This is a genomic window from Clostridium perfringens ATCC 13124 (assembly GCF_000013285.1).
In the GTDB taxonomy this organism is placed as follows: domain Bacteria; phylum Bacillota; class Clostridia; order Clostridiales; family Clostridiaceae; genus Sarcina; species Sarcina perfringens.
Window position 1 is genome coordinate 2,684,407 of sequence record NC_008261.1, and the last position, 16,134, is coordinate 2,700,540.

Below are 16,134 nucleotides of genomic sequence, written 5' to 3' on the forward strand. Positions count from 1 at the left end.
TAGTTAACATATTTTAATGCAAGACTATCCTTTAAACTATGACACTTTCTAAACTTATATGAAAAAATGATTTAAATCTCTTATAAATAAAGTCTATATAACAATAAACAAAGTCTATATAAAAATTAAAAATATACTTAAATTAAGCTTTAAAATTAAAATAAAAAGGCCATATCAAAACCTAATAATAAAATTAATTTTGATATGGCCTATTTTTCTTATATTTTTGTATTTCTAAAATTTTATCTCAAACAATTAACTTATTTTTTTATTAAATTTGATTTTTCTACTTTTCTCCCATGCCATTCATAATTTCTCTAATTTGAGTTTTAAGTATATCTGATTTTCCTCCAAATATAGCTTGAATATTTTCTCCAACTTGCATTACACCAGCTGCTCCAAGCTCTTTTAATCTTTCTTTATTAACTTTGCTTGAATCATTAACTGTAACTCTTAATCTAGTTATGCAAGCATCTAATTTATTTATATTGCCTGCACCGCCTAAAGCTATTAAAATTTCAGCAGCTAAGTCATCATTTACAGTTTGGTTATCCATATCATCAAATATATCATCATCTTCTCTACCTGGAGTCTTAAGATCAAACTTTCTAATAAAGAATCTAAATAAGAAATAGTAAATTACAGCAAAGCCTAATCCTACAAGTATTACTAACCACCATCTAGTTCTATTTGGAATTACTCCTAATAGTATAAAGTCTAAAAGTCCACCTGAGAAAGTCATACCTATTTTAACATTTAATAATTGCATTATCATAAAGGATAAGCCTGCTAATACACAGTGGATTGCAAATAATACTGGCGCAACAAATAAGAATGCAAACTCTAAAGGCTCAGTAATTCCTGTTAAGAAGGAAGTTAAGGCAGCTGAGAATAAAATACCTGAAGCTATTTTCTTTTTACCTGGTTTAGCTTCATGATACATTGCTAAGGCTGCTGCTGGCAATCCAAACATCATAAATGGGAACTTACCAGTCATAAAGGTACCTGCTGTAAATGGAACTCCATCTCTTAATTGGGCAAAGAATATTTGATTATCTCCCATTATTAATTGACCTGCTTTATTTGTGTATTCTCCAAATTGGAACCAGAATGGATTATACCAAATATGATGTAATCCAAATGGAATTAATGCTCTTTCTATTATTCCAAATAATAAAGCTGATAGGGTTTGATTAGCACTTATCATATTTTGTGAGAAGTACAATAAGGCACCTTGTATTGGAGGCCATACAAATACCATTATTCCTCCAAGCACTAAAGCTGAAACAGCAGTCACTATTGGAACAAATCTTTTACCTGCAAAGAATCCTAAGTATGAAGGTAATTCTATCTTATAGAACCTTTTATATAAAGCTGCGGCTATAACTCCCATAATAATTCCACCAAATACTCCAGTTTGAAGTGTTGGTATTCCAAGAACTGTGGCATACATACCATTTTTAGTACCAGCAACAATGTCGGCAGTTATTCCTCCACCAATTCCCATTGTTACATTAAGTATTAAAAAACCAACTATTGCTGCAAGACCTGCAACACCGTCTCCTTCTGATAATCCTACAGCTACCCCAACTGCGAATAACAATGCTAAGTTTGAAAATATTATATTACCTGCATCAGACATTATTGTAGCTATTAATTGAAACCACCCTGCATTTAATGCTGGCACTAAGCTTAAAAACTGAGGATCTTGAAACATTGATCCAAATCCAAGTAATAAACCTGCCGCTGGTAATAAAGCAACTGGTAACATCAAAGCTTTACCTATTCTTTGTAAAACTCCAAAAGCTTTCTTCATCTTAATCTCTCCTTTTAAATGATTTCTTTCTTTATAATTCCTAAAATACACAAAAAATAAAGACTTAAATTTATTATTCCTATAAAACACCTATTTTATTATTAATAGGTATTAGAATAATAAATCTAAGTCTTGCCTTCTAATTAAGTAACAATCCTAAGTATTCTCTTTTATTTTTGTGATGATAAGGCATTATATATTTTTGAAAGATTTTCTTTCATAGCATCTATATAACTTATACCATCTTCATTGCTTTCTAGAGTATATATTTTTTCAATTTTTCCACCAACTTCATTAGCTAAAGTTTGAGAAATTTTTTCACTTGCTAACTCAGGCATAAAAATTGTTTTTATATCATTTTTCTTACAGAACTCAACTATCTCTTGCATTTTTTGAGGAGTTATTTCTCCTTCTCCAAATAAGTTTTCTACACTAACTTGTTTTAATCCAAATTCTCTACATAAGTATCCAAAAGCAGCATGACCAGTAACAAAATCCTTATTAGCTAATCCATTAAACTTTTCTTTGTACTCATTTGCTAAAGAATCTAATTTCTCTGCAAACTTTTTAAAGTTTTCTTCGTAATAACTTTTATTATCTGAATCAACCTCAACTAAAGCATCTTTTATGTTTTGAGCTTCTATTTTAGCTCCATCTAAGCTTAACCAAAGATGAGGATCTACCTTATCTCCTTCTTTTAATACTTCAGCCCCTTTAGAAGCTTCAACCACTTTTACATCTTTATTTTCTATTGTATTAAGAACTTGCTCTTTCCAGTGTTCCATACCTAATCCATTATAAACAAAAACCTTAGCCTTATTTAACTCTAATAAATCTTGAGTTTTTGGTTCAAAATCATGTGGCTCTGTTCCATTTGGAACCATAGTCTTAACATTTACCTTATCTCCACCAACTATTTCAGTAAACTCTCTTAAAGGTTCAATACTTACAGTGACATCAACCTTACCGTTATCCTTTTTATTTTCTGCTGTTTTAGTACTTTGACACCCAACAAAAAAAGCAGCCATTGTTACTCCTAAAAAAATCGATACTAATTTCTTTCTCATACTTCCTCCTGTTTGCAAATGATTCGCATTATTATAATATAAACTTTATATTACTTTTCTATTATTGTCAATATTTATAATAAAACTATCATAAAAATAAAAAAGGACTAATCAAAATATATTATAAATAAAACTTATAAACATATTCCTAGAATTACTAGGTCTAGCTAATAATTGTTTGTAAGTTATATAAAATTTATTTTGATATAAGCCCTTCATTTTAAATTAAAGCTCTATTATATTTACTTTTTCCTTATCTTTGAGAATATTTATTTCTCTTTTTTGGCATGTAAATAAAATTATTTGATTTTTATAAACTCTCTTATATATTATATCTAACATAGTTTTTAATCTATTATCATCATATTGAGTAAAACTTTCATCTAATATTATTGGAACTTTTTTATCTTCAAATATTATGTCGATTATGCCAAGTCTCAATGCTAAATATATTTGGTCATATGTTCCACTACTTAAATAAGAAGCATCCATAATTTTATTGCTTTTTGTATCCTTAACAACTAAGTTATAATCTTCTGATACTCTTAAATCTTTATAAGCACCCTTAGTTACATCTTTAAAGATATCCTCTACCTTTTTATTTATAACAGGTCCAAAACTTTTTTGAAGTTCCTTAAAGGCTTTTTCCATGTAGTTTGTTGCAATCTCAACCCCCTTAAGTTTTTTCTCTAAGGACTTAATCCTTTCCTTAACTTCCGCTATCTCTTCATCTATTAAAAATAAACTTCTACAGGTTAACTCTTTGCTACTAATTAAATATTCTACATCCTTTATTTCTTTTTCAATATTTAACAAGTCATTATTTTTTAATTTTATTTCATTTAAGATTTCTTCTTCACTGTTATAAACTTCATTTTTAATCTCTGATTCCTCATATGAAAGTCCATTTTTAACTTCTAAAATATCTCTTCCCTTAAGTAATAGATTGCAATTTTCTTCTACACTATTTAACTTATTTTTTAAGCCTTCCTTATATTCTATTTTAGCTTCTATTTCTTCTAATCTAGAATATACTTCATCTAAAGGAATACTTTGTAGTGATGTATTTTCTAAATAAGCTTTTATTTTTCCTTCTATTTCCAATATTCTATTATTTAATTGATTTAAATCTTCCTTAGCCTCATTAAACTCTGATTTTTTTCTTATTAATAAATCTTCCTGGCTTTTCTTTTCCCTTGAAATTTCTAAGATTTCATCTATAGAACCTGCCCCTGTAACTCTTAATAACTTATCTATAAAAGCTTCATTACTTAATATTTTTTCCTTAGTTTCATCTTCTTTTAATAAAATCAAACTTTTCTCTTTTTCCTTAATTTCTACATAGAGAATATCTAACTCTTTTTTAATAAATCTATAATCCTCTAAAGTTTCTTTAATAGAATACTCATCTTTTACCTTAAGGAATTGTTTATATTCATCAATTTTACTTTTTAATACTTCTATTTCCTTTTTCTCATTTATAAGCTCATCTATTTCATTTATTCTTTTACTTATATTATTTTTTTCTTTTTTATTTAAGCTACTTTTAGCTAATAAAAATATAAATAATAACATACCTAAAATTGAAAGTGCTAAGGTGATTATATTTTCACTCTTGAAATAGGATATAAATAAGAAAGCACATAATAAAATACTTATTACTTCCCCAACTCTAAAGAGAAAAATTTTTCTTGAAAAACTTTTACTTTCCTCTTCAATAATATTCTTCTCATCTTTTAAGTTTGCATTTATTGAAGGATATATTTTTTCATTATTATATTTATCTAAATCCTTTTCTATTTGTAACACCAAATTATCATTTAATTTTAAAGCATTTAAATGACTTAAAAAATCATCTTTCTTTTCATTTAACTGATAAAGCTCTTCTTTTACCTTTTGAATAACCTTGTAATTTTCTCTTAATCTATCATCTTCAATCCTAAGCTCTATTAATTTAGTTTCTAGATTATTTGATATTTCATTTAAAATTCCATAACTCTTTAATTTTTCATTATACTCATAAATAGATTCTTTTAGATTATCTATTTTATCTTCCTTTTCTTTTAGTGATTCTTTTAGAAACTCATAATTTTTAAACTCATCTCTTAAGTTATTTAACTTTTTCAAATCACAGATAGCTTGTACATCTTTTAACTCTTCTAATAAAACTTTTAATTCCTCTTCTAATTTTTCTTTTTTATTTAAATACTCATTTATATTTTCATACTCATTTTTTAATTCTGATTTTTTTAAATTTTTCTTATGTAATTCTAATTCTTCTATTTTTAAAATTAAATCAGTTCTTTTTTCTTTTAATCCCTTTAAGTAAAGCTCATTTTCTATATTTTCCTCATGAATTTTTACTCTTTTATATCTTTCTTCTAAAAGCTCACTTTCTTTAATTCTTAATAAATCAAGTTTTCCTGTTTTTCTTGAATTAGTTAAGGACTTTTTATTTTCCTCTAAATTATTTTTTATTTTTTTATAAGAAACCTCATCAGCTCCACATTCTAAGATATTAATAATTTTATTTAATACATCATCCTGCTTTGAACTCTCTACAGTACACCCCATTTGACTTATAAATAGAGTATTCTTAAATCCATCGCTAGAAAGATTAAATACATCCTTACCAGGTTCTTGCCATGAGTATTTATTTATCTTTTCTCCAGTTATATTATTTAATATATTTCCCTCATCATATTTTTTTGTTTTACCAAAACTTCTATCTATTAAAATTTCTTCACCATTATCCTCTACAAGTAACTCTCCTGAAAAACTTCCTTCCCCTAATGGTGTGTACTTTGCTCTATCTGATAAAGTTTTTTTGCCTCTTTTATTACAAACACCATATAACATTACCTTTATGAAAGATTGTAATGTACTTTTTCCACTTTCATTTTCCCCATATATTATGTTTAATCCATCTTTTAATTCTATTTCTTTATTTTTTAATTTTCCAAAGGACTTCACATTTATTTTCTTAATTATCATTTAAATTCACTTCTCCATCTAAAATACTCTCCATACCAATTCTAAAAGCTATATCTAGTATCTCTTCATCCTCTTCATTAGATTCTAAAGCATCCTTTATTAAAGAACAAAAAATCCCCTTAATTGAATACTCATTGCTCATTTCATCAATATCTATTTTTATTCTAGTAGAATTTACAATCTTACAGTAAAAGAATTTATCTCTAATTAAGTTTTCTATTAAATCACTATCTATTTTAAAAGACTCTTCTATATTCCCTTTTAAGATGATTTTAAATAGATTTTTTTCTCTTGATTCTTTTGAAATAGTATTAAGTATCTTATCTATAACCTCTTCTTTAGTTTTACAATTTGATATATCAATTTCCTTAAGAAAATACTCTCTTTTATTAGTCTTTATAAAATCTAGGTCTACAACTCCAAGGGATACCTCTCCTAATATTATTCCTTTATCTCCTTCTTCATCAAATCCTCTTCCCTCTGGACATCCTGAATATGCATAATAGGTATTACCGATTCTTTTTATTCCTGAAAATTTATGAATATGTCCTAAAGCAATATAATCCATCTTACTCTCTTCTATTTCCTTAAATAATAAGGGATTATACTCTCCTGTTTCATTATTCCCTAAATCACCATGTAGAACCATTATTTTTACTAAATCCTTATCCTCTTCTTTTGGAGTAAAATCCTTAAGATTTGACTCTTTTATATATTTTTCCTTAAAGGATGCTCCATAAACAACAGTATTTAATTCAGGTATTTCTATTCTTTCAATTTCATCCTTAAATATATGAACATTTTCGCCTAAGTTAACCATATTATAAAAAGATTTTTTATTATATGGGTCATGATTTCCTGCTGAAATAAATACTCTTATATTATGTTTTTTAAGTTTATCAATTTGATCCTTTATAAAAGTAAGAGTACTCTTTTCTATAGTATCATTGTCAAAAAGGTCTCCCGCTAAAAGAACTAAATCAACTTTTTCATCAATTCCTCTATTTATTATTTTACTAAAGCTTTCTCTTAACTCAGCTCTCCTCATTGTACCAATTTCCTTTGGTAACTCTTTAAAAGGAGTATCAAAATGAATATCACTACAATGCAATATTTTTACCTTTTTCACCAATATGACACCTCTCTTATTCCAATTTATTCTAATTTTATCATAGAGATTGTCAAAAAAAAAGACTACATAGAGGATATAAATCCTCTATGTAATCTTTTTTGCGGTAGAAGTTTAAGCATCATGTTTTGGCGGTTTACCCTCCATAACACTTTCTCCTGTTATAAATTTTTAGAGTCATAATATAGGATTTTTATAATGGTTATTTAATAATCATTATAATTATTCCTATTTTTTAATGAATCTTTTTTCTTTAATTCAGTATTAGCGAAAGGTTTGTTATTTTATTTGACTTTCGTAAGCTTCTACCATTCTTTTTACCATTTCGCCGCCTACGGAACCACATTGTCTTGAACTTAGGTCTCCATTGTAATCTGAGAATGGTACACCTAATTCTCTAGCTACCTCGTTTTTGAATTTACTTAATCCATTTTTTGCTTCTGGAACTAATGATTTTGACATTTCTAATTCCTCCTTTGGCTTTGGTAATTTGTAAGCTTGAAATTTGTTTATCTCTTGCTTACACTATTATATTAACCATAATTCAGATTATAAACCTATGAAATAGAAGGATTATTAACCATGTTATTCCAGAAAACATCTATTTTTTATTTTTCTTTTTTAATATTACACCTGCACCTAATACTAAAATACCTATTTGTGACATAGCTTCTGCACCTATAGGAGATCCTGTGTTAGGAAGTTTATTTTCTTTTTTAGAAACTTCCTCAATATTATTTTGTTCATTATTTTTTTCATTCTCTTCTTTAGATTTACTATCTTCTTTAACTAAAGTATTATCTTCATTTGAATTATTTTCTTTATTATTTTTTTGTTTTTCTATGTTTTCCTCTACTTTAGGCACGTCTTTTTTACTTTCTTCATTAACTACTTGATCCTTATTATTTTTATTATTAATAGAATCTAAGTTTATATTTTCCTCATTTTCTTTAGATGTATTATTATCTAAAGGTAAATCTTTTTCATTTATTGATGCTATATTAGTATATTTTCCGTCTTCTGATGTAGGTATTTTTAATTCTCCTGAATTAACTAAATCTCTAACCTTTTTATAGTTTTCTGAATTTGGATCTATTCCTAATAGACACCAATTATTTTGTTTTTTTGCATTTATAAGGCCATTTTTAACATTTTTAATATAATCTATAGCTAAATTTCTTATTGTTCCTTCTTCTTCTCCATAAGCTGTCTTAGAATCCCAAAGTTTTTTAAATTCTTTTCCTTCAAAGATTCCTCCTTTTCCTTGTAATTGTCCAAGTCTATATGAATTCATTCCTAGTTTTAAAACATCTGTATCCTTAAGTTCTCTTCCATCTTTATACTTAACATCTTTAATCCTATTACCTTCTTTTTCTCGTAAATCAATTTTGTAAGTTATTCCTCCAAACATATCATTAGTACTATACTTTGACGCTCTTCTTTTAGGATTAAAACTTGGAGTAATATCTCCTGGATTTAATGTATTAAAATAGCCAGCTGCCCATTCCATATATTTTTTTAAGTCTTTTCCAGTTACTTCATAAACGCTTATTTCTCCACCAGTATATCTATAGTTATAAGCTATATCTTTCTTCTTTATATCTCCTACATTTAACTTAGCCTTATCATTATCTATAGATAAAGCTATTACATCTGCTTTACTATAATACTTTCCTACTTCATGAAAGAAATCAATTAATGGAGTATCTTCTATATGTATAGTAGGTATTCCTTTTATGTAATCTTCATCTACCATGTTAACCCCTTCAAGTCTTCCAATAACTGAGTTAGCATCCTTACGCAATTCCTCATGGAAAGGTTTTAATAGATCTTCTATTTCTTTATCTGATTCTACATTAGCTACTGAGATAGTATCTGCATTTTTATTTTTAAGTACATTTTTTCCATTTTCTTTTTTAAATGTTAAATCTATTTTTGATACAGCTTGTCCATACTTTCCTGGCTCAGTTATAATAACTCCATTTACAACCTCATTTTTAACTAACTTATGCATATGTCCTCCTACAATTGCTGTAAGCTCTGGACATTGATTAGCAATATCTGTAACACCTGTATTAGAAATAGCATTTTCATTATCTAATCCCATATGCATAACTCCAATCATGGCATCCACTTTTCCATCTAGTTCTTTTATAATCTTTTTTGTTTCTTTAACTGGATCTCTAAATTCAATTCCTTTTATATTATATGGTTTTTCAAACTCTTTTATCATTGGAGTATCCATACCTATAATACCTATCTTTATACCATCTCTTTCTATAATGGTATATCCATCCATAAATCTTGTTCCATCATCATTATAGATATTACCAGCTAAGACCTTTCCTTCAAATTGACTTGTTACATGTTTAAGCACATCTAATCCAAAATTAAATTCATGGTTTCCCATTTCCCAAACATCATATTTCATCTTATTCATACCTAAAACCATAGGTTGTTGAGGTCCTTTATTAAAAGTTTCAACAAAGTTATCTTGAATTGAATCACCTGCATCTACAAGAATTAAATTTGGATTTTCATTTCTCTCCTTTTTAACAATTGTTGAAATTTGTGATAAACTTCCTGATTTATTTTCAGTATCTGATGAATATTCCCAAGGAACAAATCTTCCATGTATATCTGAGGTTCCTAAGATGGTAACCTTAGTTTCATTAGAAATCTCTTCCCCCTTAACAAGCTTACCATTAAAAAAACATAAATTTAATGATAAGAACATCATTGTAGCTACACTTAATGGTTTAATTAGTTTTCTCACTATTTTTCATCCCCCTAAATTTTAAACTTTACCCTTAACATTATACATTGTTCTGAAATTGTTTACAATATTTATATATAATTTACATGTTTTCAGAATATAATCTTTCATTTAAAATTAAGCAAAAAAAAATCAGTGAATTAATTCACTGATTTTTTGGCAGGGGCAGTAGGACTTGAACCCACAACCAATGGTTTTGGAGACCACTACTCTACCAATTGAGCCATACCCCTATAATATTATGTTATTTATTGTGTTAATTGGCAGGGGCAGTAGGACTCGAACCCACAACCAATGGTTTTGGAGACCACTACTCTACCAATTGAGCCATACCCCTGAACACAGAACTTATTATATATTAAAAATAAACTTAACGCAAGAGTTTTTTATGTAATTTTTTATTTTTAATAAAAAATCCACATTAATACTCTAATAAAACAATATAATATTGGCTAATAAAAAAATATATTTAGCTAAATTTAAATTAATTATTTCATCATTTCACTATTATCTTCATCAATTAAAATAAAGCATATATAATATAAATTTAAAAAATCAATATTATATATGCTCTATACTTATATGTTTATAATGGTTTACTATGCTAATTTGAATCCTGACTCTTTTAATTTCTTTTTAATATTTTCAACATCTATACTTTTAACCCTAACTATAACCTCTTTAACATCAGTTAGACTCTTTGTATCTACAATAACTATGCTTAATATATCTCCACCTTCTTCAGATATTGTCTTAGTTATTTTTGATAATTGTCCTGGGACATCATAAGATCTTATTACTATTCTTTCCCCTTTATTAAGTCCAAAAGCATTGTTAAATTCTCTAAAAACTGCCTTATGAGTTAGTATTCCTTTGAAATTATCAAATTCATCTACTACAGCCACAAAAGAAATTCTCATTCTTTCTAGCATGGATACTGCCTTTTCTATATGTTCTGATTTATTTATTATAGGAACTTCTGTTTTTAATATTTCACCTACAGTAATATTATTTAATACTTCATCTTTGCTTAAATTATGTTTAAAGTAATATTTATAGATAGAGCTTTTAGCTACTGCCCCTCTAAATTTATCTCCATCTACTACAGGAATTGATAAAAACTTATTATCCTCCATGATTTTTAGTGCATCTTTAAGTTTAGTATTAGAATCAACTAAATCTAGATTTTCTTTCTTTGTCATAATAGCTTTTACTAACATACAAATCCCCCCAATTCCTAAATTTACATACTATATACTATTATTATACTATTATATTATTACATAGTTATCCAATTATATTAAATTTATCAAAGTATTAATTAAAGATACTTTTCTCCTTTTATTGTTAATATTATAATAATTTTATAGGTATATGTTTTATTAAATATTAGGAGAATTTTTAACTATTTAAGAAACATAATAAAACTTTAAATACCTTATTAAATCTACTCTCTCTTTTCTTTTTCTTTAAATTTGGATAGAATGATTAAAGAGTGTTAATTTGAAAGGAGTTCTTTATGGAATTTATAGTAGATAGTGTAGATAAAACTATGCATATTGGAAGACAACTTGGTTCTCTTGTAAATAAAGGAGATATTCTTTGTTTAACTGGAGACTTAGGAACTGGCAAAACTCATATAAGTAAAGGAATTGCAGAAGGATTAGGAATTGACGAGCATATAACTAGTCCAACTTTTAATATAGTTAATGAATATCATAGCGGAAGATTAACTCTTTATCATTTTGATGTTTATAGAGTTAATGATCCAGATGAAATTGAAGCAATTGGCTTTGATGAATATATCTTTGGTGATGGAGTAAGCTTAATTGAATGGGCTAATTACATAGAAGAACTTATTCCTGAAGAGTATATACATATAAAAATAGAAAAATTACCTGATATGGGTGAAAATTTTAGAAAAATAAGTATTAATGGTTATGGTGATAGATATAACTACATAAAGGAGATAGAAGAATGTTAGTATTAGCTATTGATTCATCTTCTAGCACTGCTACTTGTGCACTTGTTAGTGAAAAAGGAGTTCTAGGAGAAATAAACTTAAATGATAAAAAACAACATTCCGTTTTATTAATGGACTTAATAGATGATTTACTTAAGTATAATAATCTAAAAATTAAAGATTTAGATGGATTTGCTATTAGTGAAGGTCCTGGTTCATTTACTGGACTTAGAATTGGTATGGCAACTGTTAAAGGATTAAGTTTTGGAAGTAAAAAACCTTCTGTTTGCGTTTCTTCCCTTGATGCTTTAGCTTATAATATTTCAGGATTTAATGGAATAATCTGTCCTATTATAGATGCTCTTAGAGGAAATGTCTATGCTTCTCTATATAAAAAAGAAGGAGATGAGCTAGTATCTCTTAGTGAAAAAGAATGCATTTCTTTAACTGATTTAATTGAAAAAATAAAAGAAAAAAATGAGGATGTTATCTTTGTGGGAGATGGAATAAGCAAACACAAGGAAGCTTTAAAAGAAGCTCTTCCTAATGGCTCTTTTGCACCTAGTCATTCATCTTATCCAAGAGCAGCATCAGTTGGAGAATTAGGCTTAAGATTATTAGAGTCAGGAGTTTCTCATGATTTAAATACATATGCTCCTATATACTTAAGAAAATCTCAAGCTGAAAGAGAATATGAAGAAAGAATGAGATTAAAATAATGAATTCATATAAAATAGAACTTATGAATTCTTCCCATGTTAAGGGCGTTTTTGAAGTAAGTAAACTTAGTCTTGCAGAATCTTGGAATATAGATTCTATAGAAAAAGAACTTTCTAATAAACTAGCAAAATATCTTGTTGCTTTACATGGAGACAAGGTTATTGGCTTTGTTGGAATGTGGATTGTTTTTCATGAGGGAGATATAACTAACGTAGCAGTTCATCCTGAATATAGAAAACAAGGAATTGGAAATCTTTTAATAGATAATCTAATTACTTTATGTAAAGAAAATAATATAAATTCTCTTACATTAGAAGTTAGAGAGTCTAATATTCCTGCTCAATCCCTTTACAAAAAGCATGGATTTAAGGAAGAAGGGATAAGAAAAAACTTCTACAATAATCCAAAAGAAAACGCCATAATAATGTGGAGACATGATATTTAGAATATATTTTTTATTAGTATTTATTTTTATCTAAATCTTTAACACTAATATAAAATAATAGGGACTATATCATTTTGATATAGTCCCTTTCTATTATCCTAAATTTTCTTTCATTTGTTTTGGTTTATCTAGCATAGGTTCAACCTTAAATATTGATACAGAAACCTTTTTATATAAAGCATATGTTATTCCACAAACCAATATAGATTTTATTCCGTTAAATGGAATTAATCCAACTGTTACATATTGCATTAACTCTGCTTTTGACATAGCCATACCGTATGCTGGAAGTAATAAATAAACATTAGCTAATATTCCTACCACTTCTATACATAAAACTCCTAGTACCATTCCTAAAATAGCAGTTTTCTTAGTTTTATTTTTCTTATAAACTAAAGCTGCTGGCCATACTAAAGCCACTCCAACTAAAAAGTTAGCAAGCTCACCTACAAATCCTGTTCCAGTTCCCTTTACTATTAATATTAATAAATTTTTCATAAGTTCTATTATTACCCCTGCTAATGGACCAAAAGCAAAGGCTCCCATAAGTGCAGGCACATCGCTTAAATCAATCTTAAGCCATGGGAATATAGGTATTACTGGAAAGTCAATATACATAAGTATTACTGCAATCGCAGATAAAAGTGATAATTTAATGAATCTGTTTGTGTTTAAGGTTTTTGTTTTCATTTTGTCCCCTCCCAAAAGTTACTTCCTCTGGGGCTATTAAGTCTTTAATGATTTTTTTCAAATAAAAAGCCCTGATACATATACTTATATCAGGGCATATAAATTCAGAATTTAAATCATTAAACACTCATCTTCTTTCATCCAGACTATACTGTCGGCCTCGGAATTTCACCGAATCATGCTAAAAACTAGCTCGCGGGCTTTACCGCCGGTGGGGACTTACACCCCGCCCTGAAGACTTTTTTTATTTCATTTGTTATAATTTTAACTCTTTTTTATATAAATTTCAATATATTAAATATTTTTATCTACTAAAATTTTCACTTATTTTAATTAATTTTCTAACTTAACCTTCTTTTTTCATTGATAATGAAATTCTCTTTCTTTTTAAATCAACATCTAATATTCTAACTTCTACAACATCTCCAACCTTAACTATATCAAGTGGATGTTTAACAAAGCTATCTGCCATTTGGCTCTTATGAACTAATCCATCTTGGTGAACTCCAATATCTACAAAAGCACCAAAATCAGATACATTTCTAACTGTCCCCATTAAAATCATACCTGGTTTTAAATCTTTCATTTCTATTACGCCAGACTTAAATATTGGTTTAGGTAATTCCTCTCTTGGATCTCTTCCAGGCTTTTTAATTTCCTTTATAATATCATTAAGTGTTGGTTCTCCAACTTCTAATTCTTTTGCTAAGTTAGAAATTCCTTTTGCTTTTACTCTCTCATCTATATCTACTAATTTGCCATTTTTTAAATCTTCTTCTGTATATCCTAAAGTTTTTATAAGTTCCTTAGCTACTTTATATGACTCTGGATGAACTGAAGTATTATCTAAAGCTTCTTTGCTTTCCATAACTCTTAAGAATCCTGCACATTGTTCATAAGCTTTTTGTCCTAATCTTTTAACTTTTAAAAGCTCTTTTCTACTTTTAAACTTACCATTTTCTTCTCTATAATCAACAATATTTTTAGCTATTGAAGCATTTATCCCTGAAATATAACTTAATAATGATGGAGTTGCTATATTTAAATCTACTCCTACATTATTAACACAATCCTCAACTATCCCTGCTAAGGATTCATCAAGTTTTTTCTGAGTTACATCATGTTGATATTGTCCTACTCCTATAGCCTTAGGATCTATTTTAACAAGCTCAGCTAATGGATCTTGAAGTCTTCTTCCTATAGAAATTGCTCCTCTTACAGTTACATCTAAGTCTGGATATTCCTTATTTGCAAGTTCTGATGCTGAATAAACAGAAGCACCTGCCTCAGAAACTATAACATAAAATAATTCTTTTCCTGTTTCCTCTTTTATTTCCTTAAGCATCTTTGCAATTACTTCTTCTGATTCTCTTGAAGCTGTTCCATTTCCTAAAGAAATAACTTGAACTCCATGTTTTTTAATAAGTTTTTTAAGTGTACTTATTGTTTCATCAATTCTATTTTGAGGGGCTGTTGGATAAACTGTTGTATTCTCAACAAATTTTCCTGTTTCATCTAAGATTGCTACCTTACATCCAGTTCTAAATCCAGGGTCAAATCCCATTACAACTTTTCCCTTAATAGGAGCTTGCATTAAGAGAGCTTTTAAATTAGCCTTAAATATATCAATTGCTCCCTCTTCTCCCTTAGAGGTTAATTCACTTCTTATTTCCCTTTCTATTGAAGGATATATAAGTCTTTTAAAGGAGTCCTTTATACTTTCTTCTAAATACTTATCAGTAATTTTATTTCCCTTTAAAACTTTTTTATTTAAATAATCTATAATTATATCATCATTACAAGTTACTTTAACTGAAAGAATTTTTTCTTTTTCTCCTCTATTTATAGCTAATATTCTATGAGATGGAATTGTTCTAACAGGCTCCTTATAATCATAATACATTTCATAAGGTGTTTGTTCTTCACTGCTTCCCTTTACCTGAATTATTCCATCCTTTTGAACAAAATTTCTAATCCATTTTCTATAATCAGCATTATCAGATATTATTTCACTTATAATATCCATAGCCCCTTGAAGAGCTTCCTCTTCATTTTTAACACCTTTTTCTTCATTAATATATTTATTAGCCTCTTCTACTATATCACCATTAAACTCTCCTGATAGAATAAGCTCTGCTAATGGCTTTAATCCTTTTTCAACAGCCATAGTAGCTCTTGTTCTCTTTTTAGCTTTAAAAGGTCTATATATATCTTCAACCTCAGTAAGGGTAGTAGCTTTCTCAATTTTTAGTTTTAATTCTGGAGTTAATTTTTCTTGCTCCTCTATTATTCTTAAAACATCTTCTTTTCTACTTTCTAAATTTCTTAAATATGTTAATCTCTCATTAAATTTTCTTAGAACCTCATCTGTTAATCCACCAGTTCTTTCTTTTCTATATCTAGCTATGAAAGGTACTGTATTTCCTTCATCTAACATTTCTATAACGCTTGTTACCTGTTTTAATGAAATACCAAGTTCCTTTGATAAAATATGATTTATATTGTCCATAATGTCCTCCTATGTTTTATCTATT

General features: G+C 27.7%; 12 protein-coding genes, 2 tRNA genes and 1 riboswitch. Of the genes, 3 read left to right on the top strand and 11 right to left on the bottom strand.

All coding sequences use genetic code 11. The features are described 5' to 3' along the window. Positions 1-286: 286 nt before the first annotated feature. The 9 genes from ptsG to CPF_RS11800 all read right to left on the bottom strand — a co-directional run bounded on the left by ptsG (position 287) and on the right by CPF_RS11800 (position 11,002). The gene (gene ptsG / locus CPF_RS11760; RefSeq protein ID WP_003454995.1) at positions 287-1,816 is read right to left on the bottom strand and encodes a glucose-specific PTS transporter subunit IIBC; all 1,530 of its coding nucleotides are present in this window, start codon (positions 1,814-1,816) and stop codon (positions 287-289) included. Between the two features lie 170 nt (positions 1,817-1,986). After that, the gene (locus CPF_RS11765; RefSeq protein WP_003454919.1) at positions 1,987-2,883 is read right to left on the bottom strand and encodes a metal ABC transporter substrate-binding protein; all 897 of its coding nucleotides are present in this window, start codon (positions 2,881-2,883) and stop codon (positions 1,987-1,989) included. Positions 2,884-3,108: 225 nt separating this feature from the next. Continuing rightward, positions 3,109-5,877: an AAA family ATPase gene (locus CPF_RS11770; RefSeq protein ID WP_011591062.1), complete on the bottom strand. Its 2,769-nt coding sequence runs from the start codon at positions 5,875-5,877 to the stop codon at positions 3,109-3,111. Beyond that, positions 5,867-7,006, bottom strand: coding sequence for a metallophosphoesterase family protein (locus CPF_RS11775; protein ID WP_003457331.1), 1,140 nt, complete (start codon positions 7,004-7,006; stop codon positions 5,867-5,869). The genes CPF_RS11770 and CPF_RS11775 overlap by 11 nt, the downstream gene beginning before the upstream one ends. A 279-nt stretch (positions 7,007-7,285) precedes the next feature. Beyond that, the gene (locus CPF_RS11780) at positions 7,286-7,468 is read right to left on the bottom strand and encodes an alpha/beta-type small acid-soluble spore protein (protein WP_003452440.1); all 183 of its coding nucleotides are present in this window, start codon (positions 7,466-7,468) and stop codon (positions 7,286-7,288) included. 139 nt (positions 7,469-7,607) lie between these two features. Beyond that, positions 7,608-9,782, bottom strand: a complete 2,175-nt coding sequence (locus CPF_RS11785) for a bifunctional metallophosphatase/5'-nucleotidase (protein WP_003457402.1) — start codon at positions 9,780-9,782, stop codon at positions 7,608-7,610. A 157-nt stretch (positions 9,783-9,939) separates the two neighbouring features. Beyond that, a tRNA-Trp gene (locus CPF_RS11790) sits at positions 9,940-10,015 on the bottom strand. 28 nt (positions 10,016-10,043) lie between these two features. Beyond that, positions 10,044-10,119: transfer RNA gene (locus tag CPF_RS11795), tRNA-Trp, on the bottom strand. 262 nt (positions 10,120-10,381) lie between these two features. Continuing rightward, positions 10,382-11,002 carry a CBS domain-containing protein gene (locus tag CPF_RS11800; RefSeq protein WP_003457372.1) on the bottom strand — a complete coding sequence of 207 codons (621 nt, stop codon included), beginning with the start codon at positions 11,000-11,002 and terminating at the stop codon, positions 10,382-10,384. Positions 11,003-11,301: 299 nt separating this feature from the next. On the opposite strand from CPF_RS11800, the gene tsaE reads away from it, so the two are divergent. The 3 genes from tsaE to rimI are packed head-to-tail and all read left to right on the top strand — an operon-like array spanning position 11,302 to position 12,910. Further along, on the top strand, positions 11,302-11,766 hold the full coding sequence (tsaE, locus tag CPF_RS11805) for a tRNA (adenosine(37)-N6)-threonylcarbamoyltransferase complex ATPase subunit type 1 TsaE (RefSeq protein WP_003457392.1): 465 nt from the start codon (positions 11,302-11,304) through the stop codon (positions 11,764-11,766). Beyond that, complete coding sequence (gene tsaB, locus CPF_RS11810; protein ID WP_003457395.1) at positions 11,760-12,464, top strand: tRNA (adenosine(37)-N6)-threonylcarbamoyltransferase complex dimerization subunit type 1 TsaB; 705 nt, start codon at positions 11,760-11,762, stop codon at positions 12,462-12,464. Before tsaE ends, tsaB begins: the two co-directional genes overlap by 7 nt. Beyond that, positions 12,464-12,910, top strand: a complete 447-nt coding sequence (rimI, locus tag CPF_RS11815) for a ribosomal protein S18-alanine N-acetyltransferase (protein ID WP_003457406.1) — start codon at positions 12,464-12,466, stop codon at positions 12,908-12,910. The genes tsaB and rimI overlap by 1 nt, the downstream gene beginning before the upstream one ends. 93 nt (positions 12,911-13,003) lie before the next feature. On the opposite strand, the gene CPF_RS11820 is transcribed toward rimI, so the two are convergent. After that, entirely contained in the window at positions 13,004-13,600 is a 597-nt protein-coding gene (locus CPF_RS11820) for an ECF transporter S component (protein WP_003468145.1), read from the bottom strand. A gap of 125 nt (positions 13,601-13,725) precedes the next feature. Beyond that, a riboswitch (FMN riboswitch) is annotated at positions 13,726-13,843 on the bottom strand. Positions 13,844-13,946: 103 nt separating this feature from the next. Beyond that, on the bottom strand, positions 13,947-16,109 hold the full coding sequence (gene tex, locus CPF_RS11825) for an RNA-binding transcriptional accessory protein Tex (RefSeq protein ID WP_011591063.1): 2,163 nt from the start codon (positions 16,107-16,109) through the stop codon (positions 13,947-13,949). Positions 16,110-16,134 lie beyond the last annotated feature (25 nt).

Excerpts from the sequence above, each read along its gene's own strand:
- ptsG (WP_003454995.1), bottom strand. The coding sequence starts at position 1,816 with ATGAAGAAAGCTTTTGGAGTTTTACAAAGAATAGGTAAAGCTTTGATG.
- CPF_RS11765 (WP_003454919.1), bottom strand. The coding sequence starts at position 2,883 with ATGAGAAAGAAATTAGTATCGATTTTTTTAGGAGTAACAATGGCTGCT.
- CPF_RS11770 (WP_011591062.1), bottom strand. The coding sequence starts at position 5,877 with ATGATAATTAAGAAAATAAATGTGAAGTCCTTTGGAAAATTAAAAAAT.
- CPF_RS11780 (WP_003452440.1), bottom strand. The coding sequence starts at position 7,468 with ATGTCAAAATCATTAGTTCCAGAAGCAAAAAATGGATTAAGTAAATTC.
- CPF_RS11800 (WP_003457372.1), bottom strand. The coding sequence starts at position 11,002 with ATGTTAGTAAAAGCTATTATGACAAAGAAAGAAAATCTAGATTTAGTT.
- tsaE (WP_003457392.1), top strand. The coding sequence starts at position 11,302 with ATGGAATTTATAGTAGATAGTGTAGATAAAACTATGCATATTGGAAGA.
- tsaB (WP_003457395.1), top strand. The coding sequence starts at position 11,760 with ATGTTAGTATTAGCTATTGATTCATCTTCTAGCACTGCTACTTGTGCA.
- rimI (WP_003457406.1), top strand. The coding sequence starts at position 12,464 with ATGAATTCATATAAAATAGAACTTATGAATTCTTCCCATGTTAAGGGC.
- CPF_RS11820 (WP_003468145.1), bottom strand. The coding sequence starts at position 13,600 with ATGAAAACAAAAACCTTAAACACAAACAGATTCATTAAATTATCACTT.
- tex (WP_011591063.1), bottom strand. The coding sequence starts at position 16,109 with ATGGACAATATAAATCATATTTTATCAAAGGAACTTGGTATTTCATTA.